Source organism: Ruminococcus sp. AM31-15AC (assembly GCF_003462045.1).
In the GTDB taxonomy this organism is placed as follows: Bacteria; Bacillota; Clostridia; order Oscillospirales; family Ruminococcaceae; genus Hominimerdicola; species Hominimerdicola aceti.
The window spans coordinates 22,469-40,578 of sequence record NZ_QTYG01000022.1; the positions used below are offsets into that span (position 1 = coordinate 22,469).

Consider the following 18,110-nt stretch of genomic DNA (forward strand, 5'->3'; position numbering starts at 1 on the left):
CAAAAAAGTCGGGAGAATTTGTTCTGCCCGACTTATTGTTGACAAATTATTCTGTTTTATTTGTTTGAAAAAGTTTTATTTCCAAAGCTTTTCAGGATAAACGCCAGCCTCTATAAGCTTTGCGATATCGGCTTTAACGGTTGGCTTATCCTCTTTATATGTAACGCCGAACCACTTATCGTGAGTTTCCAGAAGCTTGCAGTCTGCAACACCTGTTTTTATCATTGTATCGATACCTGCAGGGAGGAGAAACTCCGCTGTCAGGCTGTCTTTATTTTCTTTCATAAAGTCTGTGAACATACCATTGAGCTTATCTATAAAGCCGTCAGGGCAAGCCCACATATTCATTGACACATAGCAGTTCTCGTCAAGCTCGGCTGTTTCTTCCTTGCCTGAATAGACCTCGCCGTCATTCTCACGGCGGATATTGTAGGTTTCAACAACGTCTGTGAGCATAGAGTCTTTCACTTCGCAGACGCCTCTGTTCACTGCACCGAAGTCGCTTAGAGTGTTTTTCAGTATGAAGCCTGCCATGCCGAGATGAAGTTTTTTGCGATCTGAGTTTTCATTGCAGAGAAAATCGTGGAGCTTCACAAAAGCTTCCTTACCGTAAAAATCATCAGCGTTTATTACTGCGAAAGGCTCATTTATAACGCCCTTGCAGCAGCAGACTGCGTGACCGTGACCCCATGGCTTAACACGCCCCTCAGGAACGGAATAGCCCTCCGGAAGACAGTCAAGCTCCTGATAAACGTAATCTATCTTGACGTATTTTGAGATACGGTCGCCTATCATTTTATCAAAGGCATCACGGATATCCTTTCTTATAATGAATACGACCTTGTCAAAGCCTGCCTCAACGGCGTCATAGATAGAATAATCCATTATTATCTCGCCGTTTGGGCCGAAAGGTTCAAGCTGTTTTATGCCGCCTTTGAAGCGACTTCCAAGACCTGCGGCAAGTATGCAAAGGGTACAACTCATAATTTTTTATCTCCTTGTTCTTTGGTTTATATTTTTTTATTTGATTTTTATCAGAATAAGTGCATACGGTTATCTTCAAATTTTATCCCGCACTTTTTCACCCAAGCTATAAAAAGCTCGGAGTTATCCTTTTCCCATGGGAAAGTCAGGACTTTTTTGCCTGATGAATACACTTCGACTCTCTCTAACCATTTTGTGCATTTAACATGAGATATCTCATCGCTTGACCAACAGTTTCCTTTATAGAACAGTTTTTTGCCCATAACTGAAATAGTGGGACTATTCTTTTCCTTGACCGTTGTCACAACTACAAGGACGATTATCAAGCCTATAAAGCACCAAAAAACGATATCTCCGGCAGACATCGACCCATTCGGGTTTCCAACATAGCGGCGTAAGAAAAATCTTATGCCATATATCAGTGCGAAAGCTGCTATGGCGGCAAATATTTTAACTGTGCTGCTGCTTTTGCCTATCTCAAAGTTTACGTCAGACATATCGGGCTGACAGTTTTGAAAAGCTGAATTTTCTTTTGCGAGCTTTTCGAGCTTTATATTGCCCGTTTGATAGTTATTCATAAATTCTCCCTACAACTTTCAAGTTAAATTTTATTCTATTTCTTAAAATTATATTAACATTATGCCATACTTTAAAGTAAATGTCAAGAGATTTTGACATTTTTATTCAGTTTTTTGCAATGCTTTTCTGCGTATTTTACAACTTTCTTACACTTGACAGGGTGATACTAATGTGATATACTGATATGACAAAAATCAAATAATATCCCTGAAAAGGGCGGAGGATGATATAAATGGCTAAGACGGCTTTGGTAACAGGCGCAAGCTCGGGAATTGGCAGAGAGATAGCGAGAGATCTGTCTGCAAGGGGCTTTCGTGTGATACTCAGCGCAAGACGTGAGGAAAGGCTCAGAGATCTTGCGTCGGAGCTTGGTGACAACACAAGGGTGATAGTTTGCGATGTTTCCGACAGGGAAGAATGTCTGCGGCTTTATGAGGAAACAAAGAGCGAGAAAATATCGGTGCTTGTTAACTGTGCAGGCTTTGGAGCAGTGGGCAGCTTTGATGAGCTTCCTCTGGACACTGAGCTTAAAATGATAGACACCAACGTTACGGCGGTGCATATGCTTACAAAGCTGTTTTTGAAAGACTTTGTTGCCGCTGACAGGGGTTATATAATGAATATAGCTTCCTCGGCAGGGCTTATGTATGGTGGCCCTATGATGGCAACATACTATGCTTCAAAGGCTTATGTTGTGAGCCTTACCAGCGCAATATATGAGGAGTTGAGGGCGAGAAACAGCAGGGTACACGTTTGTGCGGTATGCCCGGGTCCTGTGGATACGGAGTTCAATGACGTTGCAAACTGCAAGTTCGGCGTAAGCTCCATAACACCACAGTTTTGTGCAAAAAAGGCTCTTGAGGGAATGTTCGGCAGAAAACTCATCATTATCCCTGAGAAGTCTATAAAGGCACTTTATGCAGGGGCTAAATTTGCTCCTAGAGGTATCGTACTGAAAATGACTGGAAAGGTGCAGAAGAAAAAGCTTGATAAATGACGGTTTAGTATTTTTACATAAGATAAAAAAGTTTTGTAAAGTGCGGAAATTGGGCTATACTTCTAAAAATCAATAGTACAAATTGTTGTGATTGCATAAGAAAACGTTATCATATTTGGTAAATCGGCCGATTGAATTTTTTCGGAAAATAAAGTACAATGTAAGTAAAGTTATTTAAGAAAGGAAGTTTTAGAAATGAAACTTACAAAGATTTTCGCAGGCATGGCTGCAGCAGCTATAGCTGCAACAGCTATGGCAACAACAGCTTTCGCAGCTGATAAGGGCCCTAACGGATCAAATGGCGTTTCTGTATTTGGCATTTATATCCCAATGACAGAGGATGAGGCTAAGGCTAATGGCATTCTAGATGAGAACGGCAAGGGTCCGGATGATTGGGCTTCACTCCCTATCACAGTTACTGTTGACGGTGTAAAGATCGATGGTGAGGATGCAACTATCAACGATCAGCCAAAGCTCCTTTATTGGCAGAGCGGCGAGCTTAAGCTTGAACTTGCTAATGTTTACAATCCAGACGTTTACGGTGAGCAGAAGGAAATGAACGATCAGCTCTTTTCAACAATGCCGGCTAAGTCAATTGAAGTAACATTTACTATCAGCGGACTTACAAGCGATCTTTCAGCAGCTGCTTGTGACAAGTCTACAACTGGTCAGGCATATCTCGGCGGCGGTTTCTCACTTGATGGTGCTGCATTCAACACAACATTCTGGCAGGATGGCTCAGATCTTAACCCTGCAGAAACTCAGTTCACACTTGCAAAGGTAACAGGCAATGGTCAGTACACAGTTGGTCTGACATTCCCGGATCAGGGCGGAGATAACACATCAAGCGGCACTGACAGCAAGACTGACTCAACAGCAGACAGCAAGTCTGACAGCAAGACTGATTCAAAGGCTAACAGCACAGCCGCAACAACTTCTTCAAAGACTGGTACAACAGGCACAACAACTGCTACATCTTCAAATGCAGCTTCTGACAAAACAGCAGCTACAGGCGCAACAGCAGGTATCGCTCTTGCAGGTATCGCTCTCGCAGGTGCAGCTATCGTAGTTTCTAAGAGAAAGTAATCTTAACTGAGGACTTGTTTCTTAGGGTACATAATTAAAATAACTAAAGGGACTTCCACTGTGAAGTCCCTTTTTGTGTGTGGTATAAAAAATAAAAAAATATCGGCGAATAGTCTAGACAAATGGTAATTAATATAGTATAATGATTGTATACTTTTATTTTGGAGTTATTTTTTATGAGAGTTATTACAGGTTCATGCAGAGGAAAAAAGCTTAAAACTTTGGAGTCGTTGGATACAAGACCAACTACAGATATGGTAAAAGAGGCTGTTTTTTCCATTATTCAGTTTGATGTACCCGCAAGCTCGGTGCTTGACCTTTTTGCAGGCAGCGGTCAAATGGGTATAGAGGCTCTCAGCCGTGGGGCTAGTCACTGCGTTTTCGTGGACAGCAATCCTGAGGCTGTGGCTATCGTCAAGGATAATGTGGATTCATGCGGTTTCAATAAGGAATCCCGTGTGCTTTGCATGGATAGTCTGGAATATCTTAAAGTTGCCAAAGCCGGGCTTGATATAGTTTTTATCGACCCGCCTTACAGAATGGGCATAGTTGAAAAGGCTTTGGAGCTTGTGGAGAGCAAGCTCAATGATGGTGCTATCATTGTGTGCGAGCATGAAAAGGAGCTTGAGCTTGGAGAAAGCTACGGCAGACTTAAGCTTCATAAGAGATATAAATACGGTAAGACCGCTTTGACGGTCTATAAGATACCAATGAAAGAAGTGGACTATTGATGCGTATCGCTGTTTGCCCGGGAAGCTTTGACCCTGTTACGCTGGGCCATCTGGATATAATCGACAGAGCTTCAAAGCTTTTCGATAAGGTGATAGTACTGGTGTCCTTTAATGCTAATAAATCAAGGGCTGCTTTCACACCTACAGAAAGAATGGAAATGATAATTGAAGTCACGAAGCACCTTGATAATGTGGTGGTGGATTGTTATAACGGTCTGCTGGCGGATTATCTGCAAAAGACGGGTGCTAATGCTATCGTAAAGGGACTTAGGGCTGTGTCTGACTTTGAGTATGAGTTCCAGATGGCTCTTGCAAATAAAAAGCTTTACAATGACGCTGAAACGGTGTTTCTCACCACTACGGGAGAGAATATGTTCCTTTCGTCAAGCGTTGTAAAGGAGATCGCGAGCTTCGGCGGAGATATCACAGGCTTCGTGCCGAAACAGATACAGAGCAAGATCACTGACAGGCTCTATAAGCCTGCCAATAATATAGATCAGTAATGAAAGGGTGTTTAAAATGACGGTAGAGGAAATACTTGAACTTATGGACGAACTGCTTGACAAGTCTTCAAGCGTACCGTTTTCACAGAAAAAAATGATCGATGTTGAGCAGATGCGTGAATACATCGACAGCATAAGACTTAACCTTCCGGGTGAGATAAAGCGTGCAAAGGATATGACAAGAGATAAGAAAAATATCCTTACTGAGGCCAACAAGGAAGCCGAGGAGATCGTAAAGAAGGCTAAGGACGAGGCTAAGAAGCTTGTGGCTCAGGAGGAGATCATCAAGCAGGCGGCTGACTATGCAAAGCAGATAGCTGCAGAGGCTAACAAGCAGGCGGCTGATATCGTTGAGCAGGCTAAGGCTAAGGACAAGGCTATTCGTGAGGCACTTTCTGAAAATCTTAACAAGTCGCTTTCTGAGGCGGCTGAGGTGCTTACAAAGAGCCTTAAGGACGTAAACACTACTAGGGACGCAGTTTCCAAGATAGGTGCGGCAGAGAAATAATATTGTTTGATGTAAGCAGATGGGCTTTGCGGCTTGTCTGCTTTTTTCATAACTAAAATTGCCCATATGAAATTCAGGCAGAATGTGAAAAATTGTGACAATATCTATTGACAAAGAAGCATATGTTGCCTATAATAAATAGTGTATGATAAAAAGGCGAGCTTTTTCGCCTATGTGAAAGGGACGGTATTTTTTTTATGGACGATGTCGGGCGACTGTGGACGGGAATAGGTGTTTGTGCGGCGGTAATATTGCTTATGGCTTTTCTTACCTTGTGCGAAAATGCGGCTGTGGAGTTCAATGACGCTAAGCTAAAGAAAATGGCTGAGGAGGACAAAGACCCGAAAGCTATAAAACTTGCGGCTTTGCTGAAAAGAACGGGCAGGGTAGTTGCAACAAACCTCATTGCACGTTCTATTATGATAATCGTAGTTTCGGTGGTGGGAGTCATATTCTTCTACGAGCCGATTTCTGACGGGCTTTATACGCTTTTTAACTATCAGGCACCGTATTATGTTAGCGGCATATGTTCATTTGTTATAATAAGCTGTCTGCTTGCCCTTGTTATATGCACTTTTGGCATAGGCATACCGAAAAAGCTTTGCATTTCAGGCAAGGTGGGCGAGAAGTTCATTTTAAACAACTGCGGCGTATACAAAGTGTTTCTTGCGGTATTCAGCCCATTGGCTGCTGTGAGCGGAGCGGTTTCGGCAGGAATTTTAAGGCTGTTCGGCATTAAGTCCACAAACAAGGCAGACTCTGTCACTGAGCAAGAGATACTCATGATGGTGGACGCTGTAAACGAAACGGGCGGCATCGAGGAAAGTCAGGCGGAAATGATAAGCAACATTTTTGATTTTGACGATATTGAAGTTCGTGAAGTTATGACACACCGCACAGAAATGGTTGCCATAGAAGAAAATTCCACGCTTTCGGAGGCTGTGAAGCTTGTTATAGGCGAGGGCTTTTCGAGAATACCTGTTTACTGCGACAATGCCGACAACATAAGTGGTGTTATATTCGCAAAGGACTTGCTCAGGCTGGTTTTTGAAGAGGATAAAAAAGAACGTCCTGTAAAGGAGTTTATGAGAGATATAACCTTTGTGCCTGAAAGCAACAAGTGTGGTGAGCTTTTCAAAGAGTTCACTGAAGATAAGACACAGATAGCAGTTGTGGTGGACGATTACGGTGGAACAGCCGGTATCATTACTATGGAGGATCTGCTTGAAACTATCGTGGGTAGTATTCAGGACGAATATGATGACGAAACGGAGGAGATACAGAAGGTATCTTCTGACTGCTATGATATGGTAGGCACAGCAGCGTTTGACGACGTTATGGAGGCTCTTGGCAAGGAGTATCACGGCGAGGTGGATTATGACACTATCGGTGGATTTGTTATGGACCTGCTGGGTCATGTGCCTGAGGATAACGAAAAGGTGACGGTGCATTGGGAAAACGTGGAGTTCAAGGTGCTGTCGATACATGAAAAGAAAATAGAACGGCTCAGGGCTGTGATAAAAAGAGATAATGAAGAGGTCACGGACTAAGGGCTGAAAGATACAGACAGAATTTTGTGTAAAAATCGAGGACAAAAATTGAAAAAAAAGAAAATGGTCGCCGCACTTACAGCGGCAGTGCTTATCTGCACATCGGGGTGCAGTTTAGGCGGAACGGGAGAGAAAAATAAAAACCGTTCAAAAAATACTTTTGTGAACACTCATGCGTATTTTGAAGCCAGTTCGGAAAGACATACTGAAACAGGGCTTGACAGCAGAAACGAGAGTTTTACGGCACTTGAGATACCTGACACGGCAGAGTATATCGCCGATTTTCTTTGTGCTGACGAAAAACGTGTGTTTTCACAGCTTTACAAAGGGCTGAGCGGATTTGAAAGCTCTGTGGAGCTGGCTGAGGGAGTTATAAGCAAGGACGATATCGGCGCGTTTATCTCCATGCTTACTTCGGCTTGTCCTTATATCGACTATATGGGTTCACAGTATACTATCTGCATTGACGGAGATGGATATGTGACATCTGTGGAGGTCACATATGACAAGACCGCTGAGGAAGCGCAGGCTGAGAAAGAAAAGCTGGATAAAAAGGTCGGGGAGATACTTGCAGGCATTGAGCAGGGCTGGTCGGATTATGACAAGGTGCTGTATTTCCACGACAGCATAATTCTTGAGTGTAACTATGACGATACAGCAAAAAATTGCTATTCTGCATATGGCTGTCTTGTAGAGGGCAAGGCTGTGTGCGAGGGGTATGCAAAGGCTATGCAGATACTTTGTACCAAGGCGGGTATAAAGTGTATACCTGTGGCAGGCAAAGCCTATGACGGCGGAGCTGTTCAGCCACATTTGTGGAACAAGGTCATGATAGACGGTGAATGGACGAATGTTGACCTCACTTGGGACGATCCTGTGACAGACGCAGGGGAGGACTATATCCGCTATGACTATTTTGGCATCACTGACGCCGAGTGTGCAAAAGACCATACAGCGGACGACAACAAGTTTTTGAACTATCCTGAGGCATTTTCCACGGGGGCAAATTATTACAGAAGAAACGGTCTGTATGCTCAAAGCGGTGATGATGTCGTTCAGATGATGTGCCGTTCTGTGGCGGAAGCAATGACTGACAGTGGATATGCAAGGTTAAAATGTGCTGACAGTGAAATGTATGACAAGGCTGTGGATACTCTCTTTGATGAGAATAGCGGTGTTATCTTTGACGTGCTGAGGCGTGCGTACAGTCAGGCTGGGGGAGATTGGTCTACCTCGAAATATGCAGTCATAAAAAATGATGAACTGTATACTATCACAATAATACTTTACAAAAATGAATAATTTTCTCAAAAGCAAAAAATATGCTCAAATGTGTTGAAATTTGCGGCGCTTTGTGATATAATGAATGTATTAATGCGATAAAATATGATATTTTGGATATATCTTGGAAAGGAATGTTATTTTTAGTATGAGCAGTGCTACTAAGCAGAAGTCATCAGCAGGCAAGAACGTGCTGATATTCTTTATTGTTTTTATTATTCTGGAAATGCTTATCGTTGTGGGAGTGGGACGTGTTTTCAAAAACAAGAACGTTACACCGAGCATTGCAGGCTACAGCCTGTACATAATGAATGGTGACGGCATGGGTGACAGAGTTCCTGACGGCTCACTTGTTATCACATCGAACATGACCCCTAGCACAGACAAGATAGGCGAGGCAGTTGTGTGCGAGAACGTGCCTGATATTGGAACAAGCGTGTTCTGGCTTTATGACATCACTTCAACTGACGATAACAACGGCGTTGTTTACACTGTTTATCAGGAAAAAGACCCTGCAAAGCTTTATGAGATAAGCTCAAAGAACGTTGTGGGCGTAGCTTCTACATATTACATGACAGCAGGCAAGGTGCTTACGTTTATGTCGTCAACATTCGGCATGATAGTGTGCGCTGTTGTTCCTATATTCCTGCTCGTTGTTATCGAGCTTATAATTGCTATCGCTACTCATTCTTCAGATGATGAGGAAGAGGACGATGACGAGGAAGAACCTGCAGAGAGCGTTACTCTTGACGATTTCCTGTTCGGCGGCGAGAATGAGGGCGAGCAGATCGCAAAACATCGCAAGCACGTTGACGACGAGATAGCTTCTCACCACAAGGCTGAGCCTGAGGGTGAAGAGAAGGCTGAAACGGAGGAAGTTATCGAGGAAGTAGAAGAGGTCGAGGAAACTATATTTGAAAGACCTGCGGAAAAGGAAGAGCGTGCTGAGATAGACCGTTCTTACTACGAGAGAGCTTCACAGCTTCTTGACGAGGCGGCTTCAACTGAGGGCACTGTAGCCCCTGAGTCTGAGAAAAAACCTGTGCCAAAGGCAAAACCTGCGGCAAAGCCTGCACAGCAGACAAAGACAGCGTCAGCTTCCTTGGAGGAACTTATGAAGCTTATGGAGCAGGAGCAGGAAAAGCTCAAAAAACAGCTTGATAAAAAATAATTCTTGAAAAAAATTTATCCGTCGGGCGTGTGGTTCGGCGGATTTTTTTGGGGGAAAGCCTGATGAAAAAAGCCCATTTCAAGGCAAAAAGTGCGGCTTTGATGTTGCAAATGCACATAAGTTTTTAAAAATATCGGACTAGCATTGTAAAATGATACAAAACATAAAAAATATCAAAAAAGGTGTTGACAAACAGGGCGGGATAGTGTATAATAGATACTGTTGTGAGGGACACAACAAAACAAAGTCCTGAAAACAACAAACCAGCTAAAAGGGAGCATAGCTCAGCTGGGAGAGCATCTGCCTTACAAGCAGAGGGTCACAGGTTCGAGCCCTGTTGTTCCCACCAATTATTTCGTGACAGGTAAAGAGATTTGCCTGTCAACGATAATAATTATTCTTCATTCTCGGAGAGCTGAACTCGAAAAGTTTGAAGTTATTTTTTTCAATGGCCGGGTAGTTCAGCTGGTTAGAACGCTAGCCTGTCACGCTAGAGGTCGTGGGTTCGAGCCCCATTCCGGTCGCCATTGTTTTGCTTCTGTAGCTCAGTCGGTAGAGCAGAGGACTGAAAATCCTCGTGTCGATGGTTCGATTCCGTCCGGAAGCACCAAATGCGGATTTAGCTCATCTGGTAGAGCGCCACCTTGCCAAGGTGGAGGTAGCGAGTTCGAGCCTCGTAATCCGCTCCAAAAAAGTCCTTACGATGAGTAAGGACTTCATATTTTTGCGGGTTTATTTCAATTACCAGAATACTTTTCTTCCTGAAAGGAGATGGAGGTGCGACCCCTCTGACCCGCTCCAGTAACGCCTTGCTTTTTAGCAGGGCGATTTTTTATTCCTGCGTGTTGGCGGAGGTGCTGCAAAGTGCGTAAATAGGCGGCTTGACTGACAGTCCAGCTCGATTTTGTTGACTTTTTCAAAGCCGTGGGCTATAATGTTGACCATAGAGAGCGCACTCTGAATTATGCTGAAAGGTGACGATGAAAATGGAAGATAAATCTACACTGGGGAAATTTATTCAGACAAAAAGGAAAGAACTTGGCTTATCACAGAAAGAGCTTGCAAAGGCGCTTTATGTTACAGAGTCGGCTGTGTCAAAGTGGGAACGTGGTATTTCTTATCCTGACATAACCATGATATCAGGCATATGCGAGGTCTTGCACATTTCTGAGCATGAGCTTTGCACTGCAAGCGAGGATCGTCAGCAGAGGGAATCCGACCTTATGGTGAAAAGCTATAAACGCTTTGTTCGGGGGTACACTATTATAACTGGAATAGGCTATCTTGCGGCGATAATACCGAGCTTTATTTATAATGTGGCTCATGGCGGTATAGGTTGGTTCATGGTGCTTATCACGTCGCTGATGCTAACGTTTTCTTTCATCAATGTGCCTGTGCTTGTGAAGGAGAATAGGGCGCTGTGGACGCTTGGGGCTTCAACAGTTTCGCTTATGCTTCTTTATGCCGCAGGGTGCGTTTATTCACACGGGGATTGGTTTGTTATGGCGGTGCTTGGAACGCTTCTTGGGGAGGCTATCGTGTTTCTGCCTTTTGTACTGAGGAGTGATGTGTTTGAAAAGTATGCAGGAACTGCAAGGGGCTTATTTGCATGGCAGCGGATTCTGTGCTGACCTTTGCTTGCGTTATTTATGGTACTCTGAAATATGGTGACGTGGCAGACCTTCGTGACGGCATGGTCGCAACGGTAACTTGTGTGGCGTTGGTGTGGGCAGTGTTCCTTATTATAAGGTATCTAAAAGTGAATGGCTTTTTCAAGGGGGCGCTTTGCTTTGCGGCATCTGCGGTTTGGGTAGCGGCAATGACTGTGCTGAGCAATGCGTGGAACGGCATGGAACTGTCTGACATAATTTCACTGAAAGGTGCTGATAACAGCCGCTATGATGTTATAGTCTGCCTTTGTCTGGCGGGAGTTGCGGCGGTGCTTGGTATCGCAGGGGTAGTGTTTAAGTTTGCGAGAAAGAGGTCGCAGGATAGGTAGTGCTGAGGAGATAAAAGAAAGATACAAAACGGATAGGGATAATTTGGACTTTGTGGGACGTCGAGGGCGCCGTCCCCTACATAAATGTGTTCGGAAATAGAAAATACTGCACTTGGGTGAAAGCTTGGGTGCGGTATTTTTATTTTGCTGTGAATATTTTACCCGTATATGTCAAAAATAATGCCAGAGGACTTATGCCGCCGATAGCATAAGACTGCCGTGGGCGCAACAGTGGCTGCGGAAATCATATCGGAGAAAGGTTTTGTGTGTATGAAAAAATTCAGTATCAGAAATTCACACGCAGGCAAGGCTCTGGGAGCGAAGGGTGTTTACATTACACTTGCGGCGTGTCTGCTGGCTCTTGGCGGTGCGGGTATAGCTGCATATAACAAGGCTATGGAGGATATCACCGACAATCTGACCATTTCGAGCGTTGACAGCACTGCGCCAAAGCAGGCTGATAACAAGAAAACGGACGTTAAAAAGGACGAAAGCTCCAAGACGGATGTGGACATTCAGACGCAGCCTAATGTTATGCCTGTGAACGGTGAGATATTAGAGCCGTTTTCTAATGGCGAGCTTGTGAAGTCGGAAACTCTCGGCTACTGGAAAACCCATGATGGAGTTGATATCAAAGCTGACCTTGGCGAGCCTGTCAAGGCGATGAACAAGGTACTGTCACAAAAATATGGGACGACCCTCTGTGGGGCAACTGCATGACTATCGACCATGGAAACGGCATTGTAGGACATTACTACAATCTGTCAAAAGAAATGTCCGTCAAGGAGGGCGACGAGGTGAATGCAGGGGAGGTCATAGGTGCTGTGGGCGACACTGCTCAGGCGGAAGTGGCAGAGCTTTCTCATCTGCACTTTGGCTTGAAAAAGAACGGTCAGTGGATAGACCCTATCGAGTTTATTGACCCTGCGGACAAATAAGCTTTCTTCATTTTGGCGCTTTGTAATACAAAGTGCTGATGTTATAATCCCCCATATAACGCCGCATCTGAAAATTTTCGGGTGCGGCGATACATATGTATTGCAGAATTGAGAGAATTGTGCTATAATTATACTTTAAGGCAATATTGCTGATGTTTTTACACAGAACATAGAGTGGCGGGACGCCGAGGGCGTCGTCCCCTGCGGTCTGTTTTATATTGTGTGGATAATGTATAAATTATTGTGAGGTATAATAATGAAAAGCAAAAGAATCTATCCTGCGTTCACTATATCGAAAAAAGGGGAAATGTCTCTGAAAAACGGTCACCCATGGGTGTATTGTGACGAATTGAGAAACGAGCCTGAGGGCTTGAAAAACGGCGAGCTTTGCGATGTTTTCTCTGAAAAAGGCTCATATTTGGGAACGGGTTTTCTCAGCCTTAACAGCAAGATAAGGATAAGGATCTTATCTGACAACGCAAATGAAAATTTCTCGGAAAACTTTTTCCGCAGACGTATCCGCTATGCTATAGATTACAGAAAAACTGTTATGGGGGACGATTTTTCGGCTTGCAGGCTTATTTTTGGTGAGGCTGACGGCATGCCGGGGCTTACTATCGACAAGTATGGAGATATACTTGTTTCGCAGGTGCTTTCCTACGGCATGGATATGATAAAGGATATGATATTCAGGCTTCTTGTTGAAGAACTTGAGAAAGACGGAGTTAAAATTTCGGGCATAATGGAGCGTAACGATGTCGCTATCAGAAAGCTGGAGGGCTTGGAGCAGTACAAGGGCTGGTATAGGGCTGAATTTCTCCCTGAGCCACCGTCAAATATCACTGAGATAACGGAGAATGGCATACGCTATGAGGTCGATGTTGAGAACGGTCAGAAAACGGGTTTTTTCCTTGACCAGAAATATAACCGACTTGCAGTGTCGAAGATAGCAAAGGGCAAGAAGGTCCTTGACTGCTTTACCCACACAGGTTCGTTCGCACTCAATGCGGCAATGGGCGGTGCAAGGCACGTTACGGCGGTGGACGTTTCACAGTTTGCTGTTGATACGGCTAGGGAGAATGCTGAGAGAAACGGTCTGACGGACAGAATGGATTTTCTTTGTGCAGACGTTTTCGACCTGCTCCCGAAGCTTCTTGAAGAAAAGGCTGATTATGACATGATAATCCTTGACCCGCCTGCTTTCACAAAGAGCAGAAAGACAGTGGGAAGCGCTGAGAGGGGATACAAGGAGATAAACTACAGGGCAATGAGACTTCTGCCAAGGGGCGGATATCTTGCCACTTGCTCATGTTCGCATTTTATGGAGAACAGGCTGTTTGTGAAAATGGTAATGAATGCTGCAAAGGACGCAGGCGTTCAGCTCAAGCTTATTGAAGCAAGACAGCAAGCCCCTGACCACCCGATACTTCTCAATGTGCCTGAAACGGATTATCTGAAATTTTATCTTTTTCAGGTGGTGTAGGTGTTGACAAATGCTTGCGGATATGGTATGATATAGGTGGCTTAGAAATAAGCGTGGCGCACCCCGTTCAGCGCATTATAAATGTACGGCTTGTGATATATTGCCGTTTGTCTGCGGTATCGGACATAAGTAGGTATTTTCTGCAGAGGCAGCTGCTTCCACCGACAAAATAGACATTTCAGCCCTGTTGATTTCAGCAGGGCTTTTTTTATGTGTTGGTATTTAAAAACTGTCATATTGCACATAAAAAGTGAGCAAATATTGTATAAGATTTTATGTATAAAAGTGAGAAAAACCTATGGTAATTTGGCTTTAAATCTGTTATAATATATATGTAACCGTGGGCGACGGGATAATTGTGTCCGCACGCTTCGGAATTCAAAAAATTTTTGGAGGTAAAAAACCAATGGCAAAGAAGTATTGTTATCTTTTCTCTGAGGGTAATGCCAACATGAGAGAGCTTCTCGGCGGTAAGGGTGCTAACCTTGCTGAGATGACAAATATCGGTCTCCCTGTTCCTCAGGGCTTTACGATCACAACGGAAGCTTGTACTCAGTATTATGAGGACAACCGTGAGATCAATCCTGAGATCATGGCAGAGATCAACGAGTACATTGTAAAGATGGAAGAGATCACAGGCAAGAAGTTCGGTGACAAGGAGAACCCACTCCTCGTTTCTGTACGTTCAGGTGCTAGAGCATCAATGCCTGGTATGATGGATACAATCCTTAACCTCGGTCTTAACGAAGAAGTTGTTGAGACTATCGCTGCTCAGTCTGGTAACCCAAGATGGGCTTGGGACTGCTACAGAAGATTCATTCAGATGTATTCTGACGTAGTTATGGAAGTTGGTAAGAAGTATTTTGAAGAGCTTATCGACGAGATGAAGGCTAAGAAGGGCGTTAAGCAGGACGTTGAGCTGAACGCTGAGGATCTTAAGGAACTGGCTAACCAGTTCAAGGCTGAGTACAAGTCTAAGATCGGTTCTGACTTCCCAACTGATCCTAAGGAGCAGCTCATGGGAGCTATCAAGGCTGTATTCCGTTCATGGGATAACCCAAGAGCTAACGTATACAGAAGAGATAACGATATCCCTTATTCATGGGGTACAGCAGTAAACGTTCAGTCCATGGCATTCGGTAACATGGGTGACGACTGCGGTACAGGTGTTGCATTCACAAGAGACCCAGCTACAGGTGCTAAGGGTCTGTTCGGTGAGTTCCTTACAAACGCACAGGGCGAGGACGTTGTTGCTGGTGTTCGTACACCAATGCACATCTCTGAAATGGAGCAGAAGTTCCCAGAGGCATTCGCTGAGTTCAACAAGGTTTGTAAGACACTTGAAGATCACTACAGAGATATGCAGGATATGGAGTTCACTGTTGAGCACGGTAAGCTTTATATGCTTCAGACAAGAAATGGTAAGAGAACTGCACAGGCTGCTCTTAAGATCGCTTGTGACCTCGTTGATGAGGGCATGAGAACTGAGGAAGAGGCTGTTGCAATGATCGACCCAAGAAACCTCGATACACTTCTTCACCCACAGTTTGACGCAAAGGCACTCAAGGCTGCTACTCCTATGGGCAAGGGTCTTGGCGCTTCTCCAGGAGCTGCTTGTGGTAAGATCGTATTCACAGCTGATGACGCTGAGGCTTGGAACGAGAGAGGCGAGAAGGTCGTTCTCGTAAGACTTGAGACATCACCTGAGGACATCACAGGTATGAAGGCTTCACAGGGTATCCTTACAGTTAGAGGCGGTATGACATCACACGCTGCCGTTGTTGCTCGTGGTATGGGTACATGCTGCGTATCTGGCTGCTCAGATATCGTTATGGACGAGGCTAACAAGAAGTTCACACTCGCAGGCAAGGAGTTCCACGAGGGTGACTATATTTCAATCGACGGTTCAACAGGTAACATCTACGATGGTATTATCCCAACTGTTGACGCTACTATCGCCGGCGAGTTCGGCAGGATCATGGGCTGGGCTGACAAGTTCAGAACAATGAAGGTTAGAACAAACGCAGATACTCCTGCTGACGCTAAGAAGGCAAGAGAGCTGGGTGCTGAGGGTATCGGTCTTTGCCGTACAGAGCACATGTTCTTTGATCCTGAGAGAATCGCTGCATTCAGAGAGATGATCTGCTCAGACACAGTTGAAGAGAGAGAAGCTGCTCTTGCTAAGATCGAGCCAATGCAGCAGGCTGACTTCGAGGCTCTTTATGAGGCACTTGAGGGTAACCCTGTTACTATCAGATTCCTTGACCCACCACTTCACGAGTTCGTACCAACAGAAGAGGCTGATATCGAGGCTCTTGCTAAGGCACAGAACAAGCCTGTTGAGACTATCAAGCTATCATCGCTTCACTCCACGAGTTCAACCCAATGATGGGTCACCGTGGCTGCCGTCTTGCAGTAACATATCCTGAGATCGCTAAGATGCAGACAAAGGCTGTTATCAAGGCTGCAATCAACGTTAAGAAGAATCACCCAGACTGGACAGTTAAGCCTGAGATCATGATCCCACTGGTAAATGATATCAAGGAGCTTAAGTATGTTAAGAAGTTCGTTGTTGAGACTGCTGACGCTGAGATCAAGGCTGCTGGTTCTGACCTTGAGTACGAGGTTGGTACAATGATCGAGATCCCAAGAGCTGCTCTTACAGCTGACGAGATCGCTAAGGAAGCTGACTTCTTCTGCTTCGGTACAAACGACCTTACACAGATGACATTCGGTTTCTCAAGAGATGACGCTGGTAAGTTCCTCAATGCTTACTATGATGCAAAGATCTACGAGAACGATCCATTTGCTAAGCTCGACCAGAACGGCGTAGGCAAGCTTATGGAAATGGCTCTTGAACTTGGTAAGCCAGTTAATCCAAAGCTTCACTGCGGTATCTGCGGTGAGCACGGCGGCGACCCAACATCTGTTGAGTTCTGCAACAAGATCGGTCTTGACTATGTATCTTGCTCACCATTCAGAGTTCCAATTGCTAGACTTGCTGCTGCTCAGGCTGCTATCGCACAGAAATAAGCGAAATTTACAACTGCCCTTATATGAGTACACCTTTGGCTTTGAGGAAACTCAGCACTACCGAAAAGCACAGGGATCGTATCTCAGACGAAACCAATGGGAAGATTTGACCATTAAGGTTTGGGTGAATGTATAAATATGCTGATAAAACCTCCGTAGTTTAACTGCGGAGGTTTTATGTTATAGTGTGTGAAGGTCAGGCAAAGATAGTCAAGTGAAGTCTTTTTATATTAAAGATGATCTGCTTGCGTTATGCCATTAACGCAGAAAAATAAAGATAAACCGAATAGGAGCTATTACAAAGCTGTTGTATGTCATCATAATCATACAACAGCTTTTATCATTTGATCGGAAACTCCAATTCCAGAATAAACTCTGGAAACTGTTTTGGAATTTTCATTTCACCACCAAGTTTTTCGACAGCCCTGCGAATGTTGTATAACCCAAAGCCGTGATTATCTTTGTCATGCTTAGAAGTCTCTGCGAAATTTTTGTTATCCAAAGTTGGATTTGATATTTTAATAACCTGAACATTCTGTACAACTGCACATTTCACCGCTATAATAGCAGAATCGGATGAGCTGAGTTTTTCACAAGCCTCGATAGAGTTATCCAAGGCATTGGAAAGCATCGTGCAAAGATCAACAGCAGGGATCTCATCGGAAATGAAACCGCTGAATTTAAGTTGCGAACCCACATATGCTGCTGATTCGCTTTTCTCCGAAAGTATCGAATCAGCGATCTGATTTCCGCTTGAAAACTTATTTGCATCAATTATCTCCTGCTTGGTTATACTTTTTACATAGTCAAGTGCTTCATCAAGCTGTCTTTTCTCAAGCGTTGCCTGCAAACATATCATATGATTTTTATAATCATGACGAAATTCTCTTAAATCGTCTGTAAGCTTATTGATCTTTTGGTAATGTTCAACTTGACCTGCCATCTGTTTTTCCATTATTCTTGATATGCTTTCATAGTATTGACGTGAAATACTGCTGAATACAAATGAAATAATAATTGTTAAAAAAGCTATAATGGTCAGTACTGTCAAGAAACTGTTTATTCTATTATCATAGAATAACTAATCCTGTATAATAAAACTTGACACATACAAAACAATCAAAGTATAATAAAAACAAAGGAGTGTGTCATCAATGGGAACAGGAAAACAATATGATGAAGAGTTTAAAAAGCAGGCAATAAAGCTCGCAAAGGAGATTGGCACCAAGGCAGCAGCAGATGAGCTGTGCATCCCCAAAGGGACGCT

Annotated in this window: 16 protein-coding genes, 4 tRNA genes and 1 pseudogene; 18 read left to right on the forward strand and 3 right to left on the reverse strand. The window is 44.0% G+C overall.

The window, feature by feature from the left end; translation table 11 throughout:
• Positions 1-75: 75 nt before the first annotated feature.
• Together DW793_RS07865 and DW793_RS07870 are read right to left on the reverse strand one after the other, a co-directional pair.
• Positions 76-984, reverse strand: coding sequence for a nucleotidyltransferase (locus DW793_RS07865; RefSeq protein WP_118157565.1), 909 nt, complete (start codon positions 982-984; stop codon positions 76-78).
• A 50-nt stretch (positions 985-1,034) separates the two neighbouring features.
• Complete coding sequence (locus DW793_RS07870; protein WP_118157566.1) at positions 1,035-1,562, reverse strand: hypothetical protein; 528 nt, start codon at positions 1,560-1,562, stop codon at positions 1,035-1,037.
• Positions 1,563-1,795: 233 nt separating this feature from the next.
• Here DW793_RS07870 and DW793_RS07875 point away from each other — a divergent pair, with 233 nt between their 5' ends.
• The 18 genes and pseudogenes from DW793_RS07875 (at position 1,796) to ppdK (ending at position 16,843) form a co-directional block, all read left to right on the forward strand.
• Positions 1,796-2,560, forward strand: coding sequence for an SDR family NAD(P)-dependent oxidoreductase (locus tag DW793_RS07875; RefSeq protein WP_118157567.1), 765 nt, complete (start codon positions 1,796-1,798; stop codon positions 2,558-2,560).
• Positions 2,561-2,755: 195 nt separating this feature from the next.
• A complete protein-coding gene (locus tag DW793_RS07880) occupies positions 2,756-3,646 on the forward strand; it encodes an NPXTG-anchored protein (protein ID WP_118157568.1) in 891 nt (296 codons plus the stop codon).
• A gap of 176 nt (positions 3,647-3,822) precedes the next feature.
• Positions 3,823-4,377, forward strand: coding sequence for a 16S rRNA (guanine(966)-N(2))-methyltransferase RsmD (rsmD, locus tag DW793_RS07885; RefSeq protein WP_038670722.1), 555 nt, complete (start codon positions 3,823-3,825; stop codon positions 4,375-4,377).
• Positions 4,377-4,880, forward strand: a complete 504-nt coding sequence (gene coaD, locus DW793_RS07890; protein ID WP_022288083.1) for a pantetheine-phosphate adenylyltransferase — start codon at positions 4,377-4,379, stop codon at positions 4,878-4,880. Before rsmD ends, coaD begins: the two co-directional genes overlap by 1 nt.
• 16 nt (positions 4,881-4,896) lie before the next feature.
• Entirely contained in the window at positions 4,897-5,388 is a 492-nt protein-coding gene (locus DW793_RS07895; RefSeq protein ID WP_022288084.1) for a hypothetical protein, read from the forward strand.
• Positions 5,389-5,585: 197 nt separating this feature from the next.
• The gene (locus DW793_RS07900; protein WP_117927671.1) at positions 5,586-6,938 is read left to right on the forward strand and encodes a hemolysin family protein; all 1,353 of its coding nucleotides are present in this window, start codon (positions 5,586-5,588) and stop codon (positions 6,936-6,938) included.
• A gap of 48 nt (positions 6,939-6,986) precedes the next feature.
• Positions 6,987-8,240, forward strand: coding sequence for a transglutaminase domain-containing protein (locus DW793_RS07905; protein WP_118157569.1), 1,254 nt, complete (start codon positions 6,987-6,989; stop codon positions 8,238-8,240).
• A gap of 127 nt (positions 8,241-8,367) precedes the next feature.
• Positions 8,368-9,390 carry a hypothetical protein gene (locus DW793_RS07910; RefSeq protein ID WP_118157570.1) on the forward strand — a complete coding sequence of 341 codons (1,023 nt, stop codon included), beginning with the start codon at positions 8,368-8,370 and terminating at the stop codon, positions 9,388-9,390.
• A 273-nt stretch (positions 9,391-9,663) separates the two neighbouring features.
• Positions 9,664-9,739 (forward strand) — tRNA-Val (locus DW793_RS07915).
• Positions 9,740-9,840: 101 nt separating this feature from the next.
• A tRNA-Asp gene (locus tag DW793_RS07920) sits at positions 9,841-9,917 on the forward strand.
• A gap of 7 nt (positions 9,918-9,924) precedes the next feature.
• A tRNA-Phe gene (locus tag DW793_RS07925) sits at positions 9,925-10,000 on the forward strand.
• A 3-nt stretch (positions 10,001-10,003) separates the two neighbouring features.
• A tRNA-Gly gene (locus DW793_RS07930) sits at positions 10,004-10,079 on the forward strand.
• 297 nt (positions 10,080-10,376) lie between these two features.
• On the forward strand, positions 10,377-11,021 hold the full coding sequence (locus DW793_RS07935; RefSeq protein WP_118157571.1) for a helix-turn-helix domain-containing protein: 645 nt from the start codon (positions 10,377-10,379) through the stop codon (positions 11,019-11,021).
• Entirely contained in the window at positions 11,000-11,389 is a 390-nt protein-coding gene (locus DW793_RS07940) for a hypothetical protein (protein ID WP_118157572.1), read from the forward strand. Before DW793_RS07935 ends, DW793_RS07940 begins: the two co-directional genes overlap by 22 nt.
• Before the next feature lie 270 nt (positions 11,390-11,659).
• Entirely contained in the window at positions 11,660-12,109 is a 450-nt protein-coding gene (locus DW793_RS07945) for a hypothetical protein (RefSeq protein ID WP_252969741.1), read from the forward strand.
• Positions 12,106-12,327: a peptidoglycan DD-metalloendopeptidase family protein gene (locus DW793_RS15360; protein WP_252969742.1), complete on the forward strand. Its 222-nt coding sequence runs from the start codon at positions 12,106-12,108 to the stop codon at positions 12,325-12,327. Before DW793_RS07945 ends, DW793_RS15360 begins: the two co-directional genes overlap by 4 nt.
• A 256-nt stretch (positions 12,328-12,583) precedes the next feature.
• Complete coding sequence (locus tag DW793_RS07950; protein ID WP_118157573.1) at positions 12,584-13,810, forward strand: class I SAM-dependent rRNA methyltransferase; 1,227 nt, start codon at positions 12,584-12,586, stop codon at positions 13,808-13,810.
• Positions 13,811-14,216: 406 nt separating this feature from the next.
• Positions 14,217-16,843: pseudogene (ppdK, locus tag DW793_RS07955) on the forward strand (pyruvate, phosphate dikinase).
• 340 nt (positions 16,844-17,183) lie between these two features.
• Here the strand turns inward: ppdK and DW793_RS07960 are convergent.
• Positions 17,184-17,786, reverse strand: coding sequence for a sensor histidine kinase (locus DW793_RS07960; protein ID WP_181988322.1), 603 nt, complete (start codon positions 17,784-17,786; stop codon positions 17,184-17,186).
• Positions 17,787-18,110 lie beyond the last annotated feature (324 nt).